At 67.9% G+C, this 14,800-nt stretch carries 13 protein-coding genes; 6 read left to right on the forward strand and 7 right to left on the reverse strand.

What is annotated here, in order from left to right; genetic code table 11:
• Positions 1-257: 257 nt before the first annotated feature.
• Complete coding sequence (locus AB0L97_RS17175) at positions 258-2,468, forward strand: ATP-binding domain-containing protein (RefSeq protein ID WP_364430633.1); 2,211 nt, start codon at positions 258-260, stop codon at positions 2,466-2,468.
• An 82-nt stretch (positions 2,469-2,550) separates the two neighbouring features.
• Here the strand turns inward: AB0L97_RS17175 and AB0L97_RS17180 are convergent, their stop codons facing one another.
• From AB0L97_RS17180 to AB0L97_RS17190, 3 genes are all read right to left on the reverse strand, one after another.
• Positions 2,551-3,003: a universal stress protein gene (locus tag AB0L97_RS17180; RefSeq protein ID WP_355078212.1), complete on the reverse strand. Its 453-nt coding sequence runs from the start codon at positions 3,001-3,003 to the stop codon at positions 2,551-2,553.
• A gap of 486 nt (positions 3,004-3,489) precedes the next feature.
• Complete coding sequence (locus AB0L97_RS17185; protein WP_355078213.1) at positions 3,490-3,903, reverse strand: DoxX family membrane protein; 414 nt, start codon at positions 3,901-3,903, stop codon at positions 3,490-3,492.
• A gap of 28 nt (positions 3,904-3,931) precedes the next feature.
• Positions 3,932-4,834, reverse strand: coding sequence for a helix-turn-helix domain-containing protein (locus AB0L97_RS17190; RefSeq protein ID WP_355078214.1), 903 nt, complete (start codon positions 4,832-4,834; stop codon positions 3,932-3,934).
• Between the two features lie 52 nt (positions 4,835-4,886).
• Here AB0L97_RS17190 and AB0L97_RS17195 point away from each other — a divergent pair, with 52 nt between their 5' ends.
• Entirely contained in the window at positions 4,887-5,357 is a 471-nt protein-coding gene (locus AB0L97_RS17195) for a VOC family protein (RefSeq protein ID WP_355078215.1), read from the forward strand.
• 65 nt (positions 5,358-5,422) lie between these two features.
• Here the strand turns inward: AB0L97_RS17195 and uvrB are convergent, their stop codons facing one another.
• On the reverse strand, positions 5,423-7,612 hold the full coding sequence (gene uvrB, locus AB0L97_RS17200; RefSeq protein ID WP_356967868.1) for an excinuclease ABC subunit UvrB: 2,190 nt from the start codon (positions 7,610-7,612) through the stop codon (positions 5,423-5,425).
• Positions 7,613-8,112: 500 nt separating this feature from the next.
• Here uvrB and AB0L97_RS17205 point away from each other — a divergent pair, with 500 nt between their 5' ends.
• Positions 8,113-8,763, forward strand: a complete 651-nt coding sequence (locus AB0L97_RS17205; protein ID WP_356967866.1) for a hypothetical protein — start codon at positions 8,113-8,115, stop codon at positions 8,761-8,763.
• Positions 8,764-8,820: 57 nt separating this feature from the next.
• Positions 8,821-9,345, forward strand: coding sequence for a DUF402 domain-containing protein (locus AB0L97_RS17210; protein WP_355078218.1), 525 nt, complete (start codon positions 8,821-8,823; stop codon positions 9,343-9,345).
• A 58-nt stretch (positions 9,346-9,403) separates the two neighbouring features.
• Here AB0L97_RS17210 and coaE read toward each other — a convergent pair whose 3' ends face one another.
• Positions 9,404-10,615 carry a dephospho-CoA kinase gene (gene coaE, locus AB0L97_RS17215; RefSeq protein ID WP_364430365.1) on the reverse strand — a complete coding sequence of 404 codons (1,212 nt, stop codon included), beginning with the start codon at positions 10,613-10,615 and terminating at the stop codon, positions 9,404-9,406.
• A gap of 1,090 nt (positions 10,616-11,705) precedes the next feature.
• Complete coding sequence (locus AB0L97_RS17220) at positions 11,706-12,128, reverse strand: MarR family transcriptional regulator (protein ID WP_355078220.1); 423 nt, start codon at positions 12,126-12,128, stop codon at positions 11,706-11,708.
• A 100-nt stretch (positions 12,129-12,228) separates the two neighbouring features.
• Between AB0L97_RS17220 and AB0L97_RS17225 the strand changes: the two genes are divergently transcribed.
• A complete protein-coding gene (locus tag AB0L97_RS17225; RefSeq protein WP_364430369.1) occupies positions 12,229-13,665 on the forward strand; it encodes an MFS transporter in 1,437 nt (478 codons plus the stop codon).
• Between the two features lie 71 nt (positions 13,666-13,736).
• On the opposite strand, the gene AB0L97_RS17230 is transcribed toward AB0L97_RS17225, so the two are convergent.
• On the reverse strand, positions 13,737-14,072 hold the full coding sequence (locus tag AB0L97_RS17230; protein WP_355078222.1) for a hypothetical protein: 336 nt from the start codon (positions 14,070-14,072) through the stop codon (positions 13,737-13,739).
• Positions 14,073-14,163: 91 nt separating this feature from the next.
• Here AB0L97_RS17230 and AB0L97_RS17235 point away from each other — a divergent pair, with 91 nt between their 5' ends.
• The gene (locus tag AB0L97_RS17235) at positions 14,164-14,760 is read left to right on the forward strand and encodes a TetR family transcriptional regulator (protein WP_364430374.1); all 597 of its coding nucleotides are present in this window, start codon (positions 14,164-14,166) and stop codon (positions 14,758-14,760) included.
• The last annotated feature ends 40 nt before the right edge of the window (positions 14,761-14,800 follow it).

Raw genomic sequence — 14,800 nt, forward strand, 5'->3', positions numbered from 1 at the left:
AGCTCACACCGCCCGCCGACCTCGCCCCCGCCCCGGCGCCGGGGGCCTCACCTGCGGTTACGGCGAGCCCGCCGCAACCCCAGTAGACTCGACAACTCTGTTTTCCGTGCGTGCACCTGCCCGATCCCGGCGGCGTGCGCGCGCCTGTTCGCGGTGACAAGGAGTTCAGTTTGCCCGACCTCACTCAGGACCGTGCCGCAGGCGGCGGCGCGCCCGAGCGGACCCGCGAAACCGATCAGGAGCAGGCCTACCTGTCGGTGCTGTACGAGCGGCTCGACGAGATGCGCGACTACGCGCGCAATCGCCTGCGCACCGTGCTGCTGGAGACCGGCGGCACGCCGCAGGCCCGCAGCGAACGGGAGTCCTTCAGTCAGCTCTACACCGAGGACCTGGCGAAATACGACGCCGCCGAGCACGGCCTGTGTTTCGGCCGCATCGACCTCGACGGTGAACAGGAGGAGTACCGCTACATCGGCAGGCTCGGCATTCTCGACGAGAAGGACGACTACGAGAGCCTGCTGCTGGACTGGCGCGCCCCGCTGGCGCGGCCGTTCTACCTGGCCACCACCGCGGCGCCGGACGGGGTGACCCGGCGCAGGCACATCCGCTCGCGCAACCGCAAGGTCACCGCGATCAACGACGAGTACCTCGATCTGACCGCCGCGCGCCGGGCCGGTGTCACGGCCGCGGACGGCGGTGTCGGCAGCGAGAGCGCGCTGCTGTCCGCGCTCAACGCCGCGCGCACCGGCCACATGAACGACATCGTCGAGACCATCCAGCACGAGCAGGACGCGATCATCCGCTCCGAGCACAAGAGCGTGCTCGTGGTGCAGGGCGGGCCCGGCACCGGCAAGACCGCGGTCGCGCTGCACCGGGCGGCGTATCTGCTCTACACCTATCGGCAGCAGCTGGCCAAGAGCGGCGTGCTGATCATCGGGCCGAACGCCACCTTCCTCGACTACATCGGCCAGGTGCTGCCGTCGCTCGGCGAAACCGGCGTGCTGCTGTCCACCATCGGCGATCTGTACCCCGGCGTCCGGGCCGCGCGCGAGGACTCGTTGCGCGCGGGCGAGATCAAGGGGTCGCTGACGATACTCGAGGTGCTCAAGCAGGCCGTGCGCGACCGCCAGGAGGTGCCCGCCGAACCGATCCGGTTGGGCTTCGACGGCTATCCGGTCACGCTGGATCGCAAGATCGCCACGAAGGCCCGTGGCCGCGCCCGTTCCTCGCGCCGCCCGCACAACCTGGCGCGGCCGATCTTCGCCGCCTCGGTGGTCGATGCGCTGACCGATCAGCTCGCCGCGACCATGGGCGCCGACCTCTCCGGTGGGCCCAGTCTGCTCAGCTCGGCCGATCTCACCGAGATCCGCGACGAGATGCGCGCCGACCCGCAGATCCAGGCGGCGATCGCGAAACTGTGGCCGATCCTGTCCCCGCAGGATGTCCTGGCCGACCTGCTCGCCGACCCGAAGCGACTGGACCGGGCCGCCAGCTCGCTGGACCCGGCCGACCGCGCCGAACTGCTCCGGCCGGACGACGGGCGGTTCAGTCCGGCGGACGCACCGCTGCTGGACGAGCTGGCCGAACTGCTCGGCGTGGACGACACCGAGGAACGCGAACGCGCCCGCCGCCGCTGGCGCGCCCAGCTCGCCGAGGCGCAGGACGCCCTCGACATCCTCACCGGCTCCGCGCCCCAGGATCTGGAGGACGACCTCGATCCCGAGATTCTGATGGCCTACGACCTGATCGATGCCGGCCAGCTGGCCGAACGCCAGGACTTCCGCACCCGCCAGACGACCGCGGAGCGCGCTGCGGGCGACCGCACCTGGACCTACGGCCACGTGATCGTGGACGAGGCGCAGGAGCTGTCGGAGATGGCCTGGCGCATGGTGATGCGGCGCATCCCGAACCGGTGGGTGACGGTGGTCGGCGACGTCGCGCAGACCGGCGACCCGGCGGGCACGTCGTCGTGGCAGCGGATGCTGGAGCCCTACGTCGCGGCCCGGTGGAAGCTGACCGAACTCACCGTCAACTACCGCACCCCCGCGGAGATCATGGACGTAGCCGCCGACGTCCTCGCCGCCATCGATCCGACGGCGACCGCGCCGCGCTCGGTCCGCGCGACCGGCGTCGCGCCGCGCGCGTACCGGGTCGAGCCCGGCGACGTGCACGCGGAGGTCGCCCGGCTGGTCGCCACCGAGACGGGGCCGGGGACCACGGCGGTGATCGCGCCGCAGGCGCTGGTGGCACCGCTGGCCGACCTCGCGGGCGAATCGGTGCGCGTGCTGACCGTGCACGAGGTGAAGGGTTTGGAGTTCGACGCGGTCTATCTGGTCGAACCGCGGGACATCCTCGACGAATCGCCGCGTGGCCTCAACGATCTGTACGTCGCGCTGACCCGCGCCACCCAGCGGCTCGGCGTGGTGCACAGCGCGGACCTGCCCGCCGTGCTCGACCGGCTGCGCTGATCACCGACGCACCGGAAGACGAAAGGCTCCGTGCCACAACGCTGTTCGCGGTGGGCACGGAGCCTTTCGGCCGAGGCGGGACTCAGCGCACGGTGTGCACGATCAGGACGTCGGAGCGCGATTTGCGCGCCACATCGGAGGGCACCGAGCCGAGCAGCCGTCCGGCCAAGGTGTTCAGGCCCCGGTTACCGACGACCAGCAGATCGGCGTCGACCTCCTTGACCAGCGCCAGCAGCGATTCCACCGGCTCGCCGACGATGGCGCGCTCGACGATGTCGGCCGCACCCGCCGCGATCGCCTTGTCCCTGGCGACGCGCAGGATCTCATTGGTCGGCGCGGAACCGCGTACCTGGTAAGCCTCCTCCTTGAGCACGTCGGCCGCGGCGGCGACATCGCGGTCGTCGGTCGGGTAGTACGCGCAGGCCACGACCAGGGTCGCGCCGGACACACCGGCCAGCGCCCCTGCCTTCTCGACGGCGACATACGACGAGTCCGAGCCATCGGTACCGACGACAATGGTCCGGTAGGCGGTCATTTCTCCTCCAACTATGCGGTGTGTCGGGTGCTGCGCACGGGTTCGCCTCTGGTTCGACGGCGCGCCGGCGCGGCGACTGGGGTCGACCATAGCGGCAATCGGTGCGGAAATTTCAGAAATCGCAAGACATCACACCGGGGCCGTCCGGCCATTCCCGCCGCGTATTCGCCAGGGAATACCGGAAGGGCCGGACCAACCAGGGCAGACGCAATTTCGGAGAACTAAACTTGTGATGTGCCACAACGGCCTTCAACGCCGTTGCGGGCCTGGGATATTCATCACAGAGCCAGGTCCGTCACACGAAGATCGGTCCGCCCCGCACGTTGATCACGTGCCGGGAACGGACCGATCGGGCCCGGACTACCGTGCGGCTACGGCCACTGCCGATAGTTTGCCCAGAATATGCCGAGAATCGCTCCGATGATGTCCATGGCTTCTTCTTCCTGCGGTGAAAAGGACGCGCAATATTAGCGCGCGGAGCGCGGACTAGAGGTCGAAAAGCGGACCGGTGATGGTCAATCCGAGTTCGTCGACGTGCGCGAAGAACGCGAACAGCATCAGGGCGGCGCCCGCCAGGGCGACGTCCTTGTTGAAATGGATCATCTCGCCCTGTCTGGTCTGCGGATCGGACTCCTGCCAGAACCGGTGCATCACGGCCGCCGTCGGCAGCAGCGCGACTACCAACAGCAGCGAACCGAGGTCGGCCCAGATGCCCAACAGCACGCTGAGGCCGCCCAGCAGGAACAGCGCCCCCGAGCCGAACACTGCGGCCTTCGCCATCGGGACGCCCTTACTCCGCGCGTACCCCGCCATCGCCTCGGTCTGAGTGAAATGCCCGAGGGCGGAGGCCAGGAACAGCAGCGCGAACAACACTCGTCCGATCAACACCACGACATCCATGTCCAGCTCCTCGTCGGCTGTCCGGCAACTAAGCCCTCGCCGGGATGACCTTGGCGGTGACCTCGTTCCGGAGACGTAGGGAATTCTTGGCGTATTCCAGGGGTGCCATACCCACTTCCGCGGTGAACTCACGCGAGAAATGGGCCTGGTCGAAATAGCCCAGTTCCGCGGCCAACGCGGCGAGATCCTCGGTACGGCCTTTCGCGAGCAGATCGGCGCCGTCCTGCAATCGATAGCGCCGCAGCACCCATTTCGGCCCCGCGCCGACGTAGCGGCGGAACATGCGCTGCAGCGTGCGGGCGGGCACATCGAACCGCTCGGCGATCTGATCGACCCTGGTGAGCTCCTGGTCGGTGGCCATGGCGTCGATGATGCGCAGCACCGACCGATAGGTCGGGTCCTCGACCGCGGGGTGGTCGGCGAGGTATTCCTCGACGATGTGGCGACGCCGCTCGACAGTCGGCGCGTCCAGCACGCGTTCGGTCAAGTTCGCGGCGTCGGGCAGCACGTCGGCGAGTGGCACGGCGCGATCGCGGAACGAGCCGACATCCAGGCCGGTGAACGCGCCGAATCCGCCCGCACGGAAGCGGATGCCGAACGTCTCCCCGAGCCCGCTGAGTTCGCGGATGAATTTCGTGGTGGTCACGCCGTTGACGAATCCGCCGGTGCGCGTTTCGGATCGCTCGAAGGTGACGTTCACGCTCGGATAGGACAGGACCTCCGCCCGGTACGGCGGCCTGCCCCGCAGATCCCAGCTCACCGCCCAGTACCACTCGATGTAGCGGTCGACCGCGGGACCCGGCGGCAAGCGAACCAGCGAGCGATGCTTCGCCTGCTCGTCCGGATGCAGAATGCCCTTCGTGTCCTCGGGCGCGAAGGGATTGCGGGGCTGCGGCGGCTCGGCGGCGGATGATTCGGCGCTACGCGGCACGGTGTCGCTTTCTTACAAGACCCGGGGGCCCGGACCGGCGAAAGTAGTGGTCATGACGAACACAGTGAATCCCATTGCCGATGGCTACCACTCGATCACCTGTTTCCTCGCGGTCGGCGACGGCAACAAAGCGATCGATTTCTACACCGCCGTCTTCGAGGCCGAGGTCGTCACTCGCAACGACATGCCCGACGGGCAGCCCGCGCACGCCGAACTGAAGATCGGCGACTCGACCCTGCAGATGGGGCTGCCCATCCCGGACAACGGCGTGCTGGCGCCGAACGGCGAGTGGGTGCACACCTCGATCGTGCACTACTGCCCCGATGTCGACGCCGTAGTGCGGCGCGCCGTCGAACACGGCGCCCGCAAGGTCGAGGAGCCGCAGACCTTCGTGACCGGCGACCGGTTCGGCGTGGTGATCGATCCCTTCGGGCACCGCTGGGTGGTGCTCACCAAGGTCGAGGACGTCTCGCGCGAAGAGGCCGAGCGCCGGGTGAACGAATGGATGGCCACCCAGGCCTGACGGCTCGGCTGCCTCCGCGGTCGTTCCGGGAACGGACCGCGGAGGCAGCGCCGCTGCGCCCCGGATCAACTCAACCCGGCGGCGTCCATGCCGCGCAATTCCTTCTTCAGATCCGCGATCTCGTCGCGTAACCGCCCGGCGAGTTCGAACTGCAACTCCCGAGCCGCGTTCATCATCTGTGCGGTGAGTTCCTTCACGAGATCGGCCAGTTCGGCGCGCGGCATCGACTTGACGTCGCGGCCCTCGTACACACCCGCGCTCACCGCCCGCCCCGGCTCGCCTTGCGCGCGTCTGCCCCGGCTGGCGTTGCGTCCGGAGCCGCCGACCTCCACCTCGGTCTCGTCGGCCTCGCGGTACACCTGATCGAGGATGTCGGCGATCTTCTTGCGCAGCGGCTTCGGATCGATGCCCATTTCCTCGTTGTAGGCGATCTGTTTCGCGCGGCGGCGTTCGGTCTCGTCGATGGCGAACTGCATCGAGTCGGTGATCTTGTCCGCGTACATGTGCACTTCGCCGGAGACGTTGCGCGCCGCGCGCCCGATCGTCTGGATCAGCGCGGTCGTGCTGCGGAGAAATCCTTCCTTGTCCGCGTCGAGGATCGCCACCAGCGACACCTCGGGCAGGTCGAGGCCCTCGCGCAGCAGGTTGATGCCCACCAGCACGTCGTATTCGCCGAGCCGCAGCTGCCGCAGCAGCTCGACGCGGCGCAAGGTGTCGATCTCGGAGTGCAGATAGCGCACCCGGACCCCCAGCCCGAGCAGGTAGTCGGTGAGGTCCTCGGCCATCTTCTTCGTGAGCGTGGTGACCAGGACCCGTTCGTCACGCTCGGTGCGCTGCCTGATCTCGTGGATCAGATCGTCGATCTGCCCCTTCGTCGGCTTCACCACGACCTGCGGATCGACCAGGCCGGTCGGCCGGATGACCTGCTCGACCACCTCGCCACCGGTCTGCCCGAGTTCGTACGGACCGGGAGTCGCCGACAGATACACCGTCTGCCCGATCCGATCGGCGAATTCCTCCCAGGTCAGCGGCCGGTTGTCCACCGCGGACGGCAACCGGAAGCCGTACTCCACCAGGTTGCGCTTGCGGGACATGTCGCCCTCGTACATACCGCCGATCTGCGGGACGGTGTTGTGCGACTCGTCGATGACGAGCAGGAAGTCCTCCGGGAAGTAATCCAGCAGCGTCGCGGGCGCCGAACCGGCCGGGCGGCCGTCGATGTGGCGGGAGTAGTTCTCGATGCCGGAGCAGAAGCCGACCTGCCGGATCATCTCCAGGTCGTATTGGGTGCGCATGCGCAGCCGTTGCGCCTCGAGCAGCTTGCCCTGACGTTCCAGCTCGGCGAGCCGGTCCTCCAGCTCGGCCTCGATGTCGTGCACCGCGCGCTCCATCCGCTCCGGGCCCGCCACATAGTGGGTGGCGGGGAAGATCCGCAGCATGTCGACCTGACGGACGACGTCGCCGGTGAGCGGGTGCAGGTAGTACAGCGCCTCGATCTCGTCGCCGAAGAACTCGATGCGAACGGCGAGTTCCTCGTAGGACGGGATGATCTCCACGGTGTCGCCGCGCACCCGGAACGAGCCGCGGGTGAACGCCATGTCGTTGCGGGTGTACTGCACGTCGACCAGCAGCCGCAGCAGCGCGTCCCGATCGATCTCGGTGCCGACCTGCAGCTGCACCGACCGGTCGAGATACGACTGGGGCGTGCCGAGGCCGTAGATGCACGACACCGAGGCGACCACCACCACATCGCGCCGGGACAGCAGGCTCGAGGTCGCCGAATGGCGCAGCCGCTCGACGTCGTCGTTGATCGAGCTGTCCTTCTCGATGTAGGTGTCGGTCTGCGCGATGTACGCCTCGGGTTGGTAGTAGTCGTAGTAGGAGACGAAGTACTCGACGGCGTTGTTCGGCAGCATCTCGCGCAGTTCGTTGGCCAGCTGGGCGGCGAGCGTCTTGTTCGGCGCCATCACCAGCGTCGGCCGCTGCAACCGCTCGATCAGCCAGGCCGTCGTGGCCGACTTGCCGGTACCGGTGGCGCCGAGCAGCACCACGTCGCGTTCCCCCGCGGTGATCCTGCGCTCCAGTTCGGCGATCGCGGCAGGCTGGTCGCCCGCGGGCTGGTGCTCGCTGACCACCTCGAACCGGCCGCCGACGCGCTCGATCTCGCCGACCGGGCGGAACTCCGAGTGCGCGAGCGGCTGCTCGGCGGCCCTGTCCTCGAAGCCCTCCGCCGGAATCTCGGTTGCGAATGCCATGCTCACCAGCCTAGGCCCACCCACCGACAGGTTCCCGTGGACAACGGCCGGTCACGAGCCGGGTGATGCCCCGCGCTTCGGCGCTGTGAAACCGATCACACCGAAAGCGGTCGCCGGCCGGTCGTTCGCCGAAAGTTCCCGAGTTCGCGTGCCACCGATACGCGCGGACGCGATCGAGCCGCCTGTCGGCCATCGAGAAGAAGGGGATAAGCGACACCGCGCGGTGGGTACACCGAAAGCGAACGATTTCAACGACTTTCGATGAAGCGGTGCGAGCCCGCTCCTATCATCCTCGGCGGCACGGAGTTCGCCGTGCGGCCTGCGCTCGACCGCATCCTCACAGCCCACGTACCCGCGCTCGGCGCGAACGGTTACATGTCCGAAATGTCCGTTGCGGCAACAGGTTTCGTGTGGAAGAACACCTTATCGCGAACCGCGCGAGCACCCCGACCCAGGTGTAACCTGATCTGGTTGTTCGGACGTGGTGAAGGACAAAAGCCATGAGCGGTCTGATTCCATTGCTCGTCGCCGTGCCGGCTGTGACCGGCATCGCCGGGTACGTCGCCAGAGACATCCGCGCGGTGGTTCCCTCCGTCGCCGGCGCCGTCATGGCCGCTCCACCAGGGCCGATCGCTCCCGTCAGACCGGCGCCGCACCGGCCGCGGGTGGAGTTCTTCAATCTGGCCGAACTCAGCAACACCGACGCCAAGGGTTTCGTCCGCCCGGTCGACCGCTTCCACGTCGAGCCGTGGGGCCTGTACATGGCCCGCCGGGTCGGCGGACCGGATTCGCACTACCTCGAATCCTGGTTGCTGCCGGGACTCTCGTTGCGCGCGACGCTGGCGCGGACCAACCCGGCGCACCACCGGGAACCGGTCTACCGCCTCGACGTCGGCGAGTTCAGCCGGGTCGGCCAGAAACGCTGGAAGGCGGTGGACCAGTACTTGTCCATCGCCGTGCGCCGCGGCGGCACCGCCGAACTGCTCGGCGTCGACGAACTGCTCGCCGCGCATGCCGCGGGACTGGTCGAGACGGCGCAGGCGCACCGGGCGTTCGAGCGGGCCACGGCCGTGCTGGACGGGCTGGCCGCGCACGATCACCGCGTGGAGGGCTGGCTCGCCACCCACGGCATCACCCTCACCTGGATGTAGCCCGCGGATTACTGCCTCCGGCTCGACGCGCCGGGAACGGCGGTAGATTCTTGATGCATGACGCAGGCACCCATCGTCGACGTGCACCGGCCCAAAGTCGAGTACTTCAACCTCGCGGACCTGACGAACACGGATCCGAAAGGCTTCGTGCGCCCGGTCGAGAAGTACCACGTCGAGCCGTGGGGCCTGTACATGGCGCGCACCTCGGATCACCCGCAGTTCCACTACATCGAGTCCTGGTTGCTGCCGAAGCTGCACCTGCGCGCGACCATCTTCCACTACCTGCCCGCGCATCGGCGCGACCAGGACTATTACCTCGACATCGGTGAATTCACGCCGGTCGCCCCGAAGAAGTGGAAGTCCGTCGATCACTACCTCGACATCGTCGTGCGCTCCGCACGCGAGACGCAGCTGCTCGACGTCGACGAGCTGATCGCCGCGCACGCCGCGGGCCTGATCAGCCTCGCCGACGCCGAGGCGGCGGTGCAGCACGCCACCGCCGCCATCGACGGCATCGCCGCGAACGGTCACACCTTCGAGGGCTGGCTGGAGACCATGGACATCACCTTGACCTGGCTGTAGTCCCGGACCTGCGCACACCCGACCTGATCGGCGCGGCGGACGGCCGGGGCCGGAGCGGCTAAGGCGCCGACGACTCCCGCCAAGCGAGCGCGCGCGGATACGCGGCGTCGAACCAGGGCTCTTTGACGTCGAGGTAGGCGGCGGTGGCCTCCGCTCCCGTCAGCCCTGCCGCCTTGGCTTCACCCTCACGCTTGACGGCGAGATACTCCGCGCGAGCCCCGGCGTCGGCACGCAGCCAATCCCGCAGCAGCAGCGCGTACTGCTGCCCCGGCGAACCCTCGACGCGCACGTGCACGTTGGCCAGCCGGCCGGGGTCGGCGCTCTGGTGGAAGCGCTTGCTCCACAGCGCGGTGTCCACGCCCGCCGGGTCCTGCGGCGTCGGCTTGGGATTGTCCTGGGTACTCTCCGGCCGCGCCGGGAATCCCGCGGCGGCGATGGCATCGCGCAGGCCGTCGGCGGCGGCCAGGTCGGCGACCGTGATCTGCAGATCGATGACGTCCTTGGCGGGCAGGCCCGGCACGGACGTGGAACCGACGTGGTCGATCCGGGAGGCGGCGCTGCCGCAGGCCACCCACAGCCTTGCGATCAGCCGCTGCGCCTGCGCGGGCCAGGCCGGATCGGCGGGCACCAGCCGGATGTCACCGCGTCGCGCGGGCGTCCCGGCGCGCAGGTTGCGCTCGAAGGGCACCAGGCGCTCCGCCCACAGCGCGCGTACCTCCGCCTCGACCTCACCCGGCGCGCCACTGTTGTCCAGCAATACATCGGCAACGGCTCGGCGCTGCTCGTCGGTGGCCTGCGCCGAAATACGCGCACGCGCATCGGATTCGGCGACACCACGGAATTCCACCAAACGGCGAATTCGCGTTTCCGCGTCGACGTCGACGATGAGCACGAGATTCATCAACGGCGCCAGGCCGTTTTCCACCAGAAGCGGAATATCCTGCACCACAACGGCGTCCGCGGGTGCGGCCGCGATCAATTCCGCGGTACGTTTTCCGACGAGCGGGTGCACGATCGAATTCAGTCTCGCGCGCGCCGCGTCGTCACCGAAGGCCGCGGCGGCCAGGGCGGGCCGGTCGAGACTGCCGTCCGCGGCGAGGATGCCTGCGCCGAACGCCTCCACCAGCGCGGCGAGTCCCTCGGTGCCCGGCTCGACCACCTCCCTGGCGATGAGGTCGGAATCGATGACCACCGCGCCGAGGTCGGCCAGTGCGCGAGCCACCGTCGACTTCCCCGCTCCCATGCCTCCGGTGAGGCCGATTCGTAACATTCGACCAGTCTCGCATCCGGGCCTGGCAGGGGCCTGTGCTGCCCCGAACGCGTCGGCGACGGTCCGCCTCGTAGGCCCGGCCCGTCGACGGGCGATCCGGCCGATTACCCGATGCGGTCGCGTATTCCACCGCCCGGGAAGCCATTTGCCCGATCCGTGACAGCGCCGAGACCGATTCGCAACAATTCCGGATGTTTACGGTTCGGCCGCGACGACTTTCCGACACGCCGAGGCAATTACTCGGGCAAAATACTCTGCCGATCAGTTTCGTTCCGCTAATCTTCGCCGTGGCGATCCAGGCCGACACCAGCGAAGCAAAGGAACACCATTGGGCACCAGAATCAACCGGGCGGGTCGCCACCGCCTGGGCATGGCGGGGCGAGTGCACTGCATTCAGATCCCCGCTGTCGCGGCGGCGCTCGCCGAGCACCGTCGCTCTTGGTTCACCGCGTTCATCAGTCCCGCGCGGCACAGTTTCGCTGCCATGCGGAACCGTCCGGCCGCACCCGCGGTCCGGTGGGTACCTGCTACCGCAAGCTGAACCCGAGCTCGAAGTGGCCCAGCCTCTCGCCAAGGCTGGGCCACTGTTTTGCGTGCCAACGGTGAGCGCGGTTCCCGGTGCGCGACATCGGCCGGACAGAATGTAAGTACAGATGCAAGATCGATGGCGGGCCGCGACAGTGAACTCGCTTCCGGCGGAACTCCGCGCCGACCGTCCCCGAATAAGCCGTGCTTCCCCGAGCGCGAACTCCGAGCGGCCCGGATGCCCGGGTGACATCGTAAATAATTACGAAAGTTCTCCTCCGATTCGGTGACGAAGCCGTGCGACGACACGGCATGCACTCGGTTTCGATTCGTGACCGTCACCGGGACGAGAGAAAAACATCTCCGAAACCGCCGCCGTTTCCACGGCTTCTCGCGCAACTCGACCCACCGAACGGTCCCATAAGCGCCGACGACCGAATTCCCGGCATTATCGCCAGCGGGATATCGCCTTTCACCAGCGGCCGACGCCTTTCGGATTCTCGATGTGGTGCGTCTCCTGGCAAACCATCCGCAGCGAGCCGGGCTACCGGGTCTCTCGCGGCGCTCAGCCCGACGTCACGCGGCGCAGCAGCCCGTACAGTTGCCTGCGCTCCGGTTCGTCGAGCACGGCCAGTGCGGGCACGTTGTCGAACACCTCTCGATCGAGAGTTCTCCGGAGGTCCTCTCCCCGCTCGGTGAGAGTCAGCAGGCGCGCGCGGCGATCGGTGGGGTGCACCTCCTTGCGCACCAAGCCCAGCGCCTCCAAGCGGTCCACCATGGTCGCGGTATTCGACAGGTCGGCACCCAACTGACGGGAGAGATCCTTCGGCGTCATGGGCGTAGCCAGTCGCCCCAGCGCCTTCGCCTGCGCCGGGGTCACGCCCAAACGCGCTGTGGCAGCGGCGAAATGCGCACGCACCAGCCCGACCGCGCGCTGCAGCACGTCGACCAACTCCGCCATGCTCGGCACCTCTTGCGGTTCGCTCACCGGCACAGCCTACCCACGGCACACTAATTAGTGGTTGACCACCATTAAATCGGATGTCACCATAGCTCGGTAATAGTGGTACACCACCAATGAAGGAACCATGACTACTTCGACGATCGCACCGCGCCCCGGCCTGAGGTCCGGCTATCTGGCGTTGACGCTGTTGTGCTCGGTGCAGATGATGCTGAATCTCGACGACACCGTGGTCAACGTCGCACTGCCCACCATCCAGCGCTCGCTGCACATGTCCGAAAGCGACCTGACCTGGATCGTCAACGCCTACCTCCTGCTGTTCGGCGGGTTCCTGATCTTCGGCGGACGTTGCGCCGACCTGTTCGGCGGCAAGCGCGTCTTCCTGGTGGGCGTCACCGTGTTCGCGGTCGCGTCACTGACCACCGGCCTCGCGCAGAACGGCTTGATGGTGGTGGCGAGCCGGGCGGGTCAGGGCATCGGCGGCGCTCTCGCCAGTCCGGCCGCGCTGAGCATCGTCGCGGGATTGTTCACCGACCCACGGGCGCGAAGTCGCGCCTTGGGCATCTGGGCCGGCCTCGGCGGCTTGGCGGCCACGCTCGGCGTGGTGCTTTCCGGCGTCATCACTCAGTACGCGAGCTGGCGTTGGTGCTTCTTCATCAATGTGCCGGTGGCGCTGATCGCCCTGGTCGCGATTCCACGACTGGTCGAGACGGGAACCCGGAGCGAGGCCGTGCGGCCGCGCATCGACGGGCTCGGCGCAGCCCTGATCACCGCGGCGGTCGCGGCGTTCGACTACGGGCTGATCGACAGCGGCCGAGCATCCTTCGCCGCGACGGCGTTCCGGCTGGGTGCGGGTCTCGCGCTGCTGCTCGCGTTCCTCGTCCGCGAACGGCGCCACGCGTCCCCCCTGATTCCCTTGTCGTTCTTCCGCGATCGGGATCGGGCGGTCGCCAACGCGGCCAACGTCCTGTTCTGCTCGGCGATCCTGTCGATGTTGTTCTTCCTCACCCTCCACCTGCAGCAGGTCATGCACTACAGCCCGGCCCGAACCGGAGCGGCCTGGCTGCCGTTCTGCGCGTTGGTGATCGCGGGCTTCGCGACTTCGGCGGCCCTCACTCCACGTTTGGGCGTCCGCTGGGTTCTGACCACCGCGATGGTCGCCTGCGGTCTCGGCATGCTCGCGCTGTCGCGGCTGTCACCCACGGGAGGCTATCTCGAGCTGTTGCCGGGCATGCTGGCCGCCGGGTTCGGAATGGGCTTGGCGTTCGTGTCGATCACCATCGCGGCGGTCGGTGAAACCCACGAGGACATCACCGGACTGGCCTCCGGACTGGTGACGACGACGCAACAGCTCGGCGGCGCGTTCGGGCTCGGCGTACTCAGCACCGTCGCGATCAGCCGCAGCACCGCGTTGCTCGAGTCCGGGATCTCCACCGAATCCGCACTCACCCAGGGATTCCGGCTCGCATTCGAAATCAGCTCGGCGATTCTCGCGGTGGCGGCGATCCTCGCGGCACTCGGCATCACAGCGAAAGCCGGCACCGCTCCGGCACCGGCTCGCTGAATTCATGGACCGGCGACGGCGAGACACCTCATCGGATGCCTCGCCGAAGCCGCACCAGCCCGGAACGCGGGTCAGGCAGTCGTACCCGCGTGCATCTGCCGAGGCGGATTCGGCAGCCCGAGTGCGGTATTGAGGCGGTAAGCCCCACCCAGACCGTGGAAGACCGCCATGCTCAGGCCTCCGATGCCGATGCTCACCGCACCGACCCATGGATGACTCGCCAAGTCGGCCCAGTACACCAGCAGCGCCGTCAGCAGCAGTCCGAGGAATCCGGCCACGGAGTTGCGCACGGGCGCGTTACCCGTGACGTTCGGGAACTCCTCCCCCATCATCCCTTTCACGAAATGCGGAACGGCGTTCACTCCCAGGATCCCGGCACCGAGGGCCAGGGCGACAGTGGACCACATCGCTACCACCTCACTCTCCAATTCGGTCAACAGTTGTAGACCGAAAGCTACCCCTGCGCGGCCTTTGAGTCAACGCACGTAGACTGAATTCATGGATGCCACTCCCACCCGAGCCCAGCAGCGCCGCAACACGGAGGAACGGATCCTGGCGGCGGCGGGCCGGTTGTTCGCGGAGATCGGCTACGACCGGACGACCATCCGGGCCGTCGCGACGGAGGCGGACACCGATCCGAGCCTGGTGATGCGCTATTTCGGATCGAAAGAGAATTTGTTCGCGCGGGTCGCGGTCTTCGCCGACGACCACCCGATCACCGGGACGCCGGAGCAGGTCGCCGAACTCCTGCTCGACGCGCTCGCCATCAAGCTCGCCGACCAGCCGGTCAACACGCTGGCGGCGATCCGCTCGATGCTCACCCACCCGGACGCCGCCGACGAGGTACGCGCGGCCATGACCGCGCGACAGCGGGAAGCGGCCGGGCAGTTGCGCGACGACGAGGCGGACCTGCGCGCCGGATTGCTGGGAGCCCTCACCATCGGCGTGGTGATCGGCCGTCATCTGCTCGAACTCGATGGTCTGCGCGACGCGCCGCCGCAGCGCATCATCGCCTTGCTGCGCAACGCCTTTCACGACATCGCGCACGGCCCCGCCGAACCGGGATCGCACGAGGGAACACGACCGGCACGCTAGACCGTCCGAGCTCCGCGACGCCGCTGCGGAACCGCCGCCG

The organism is Nocardia sp. NPDC051911 (assembly GCF_040681035.1).
GTDB classification, from domain to species: domain Bacteria; phylum Actinomycetota; class Actinomycetes; order Mycobacteriales; family Mycobacteriaceae; genus Nocardia; species Nocardia sichangensis.

What these genes read in the sequence shown, in the direction of transcription:
- AB0L97_RS17195 (WP_355078215.1), top strand. Translation starts at nt 4,887, where the DNA reads ATGACGAACACAGTGAATCCCATTGCCGATGGCTACCACTCGATCACC.
- AB0L97_RS17185 (WP_355078213.1), bottom strand. Translation starts at nt 3,903, where the DNA reads ATGGATGTCGTGGTGTTGATCGGACGAGTGTTGTTCGCGCTGCTGTTC.
- AB0L97_RS17180 (WP_355078212.1), bottom strand. Translation starts at nt 3,003, where the DNA reads ATGACCGCCTACCGGACCATTGTCGTCGGTACCGATGGCTCGGACTCG.
- AB0L97_RS17225 (WP_364430369.1), top strand. Translation starts at nt 12,229, where the DNA reads ATGACTACTTCGACGATCGCACCGCGCCCCGGCCTGAGGTCCGGCTAT.
- AB0L97_RS17235 (WP_364430374.1), top strand. Translation starts at nt 14,164, where the DNA reads ATGGATGCCACTCCCACCCGAGCCCAGCAGCGCCGCAACACGGAGGAA.
- AB0L97_RS17210 (WP_355078218.1), top strand. Translation starts at nt 8,821, where the DNA reads ATGACGCAGGCACCCATCGTCGACGTGCACCGGCCCAAAGTCGAGTAC.
- AB0L97_RS17230 (WP_355078222.1), bottom strand. Translation starts at nt 14,072, where the DNA reads ATGTGGTCCACTGTCGCCCTGGCCCTCGGTGCCGGGATCCTGGGAGTG.
- AB0L97_RS17205 (WP_356967866.1), top strand. Translation starts at nt 8,113, where the DNA reads ATGAGCGGTCTGATTCCATTGCTCGTCGCCGTGCCGGCTGTGACCGGC.
- coaE (WP_364430365.1), bottom strand. Translation starts at nt 10,615, where the DNA reads ATGTTACGAATCGGCCTCACCGGAGGCATGGGAGCGGGGAAGTCGACG.
- uvrB (WP_356967868.1), bottom strand. Translation starts at nt 7,612, where the DNA reads ATGGCATTCGCAACCGAGATTCCGGCGGAGGGCTTCGAGGACAGGGCC.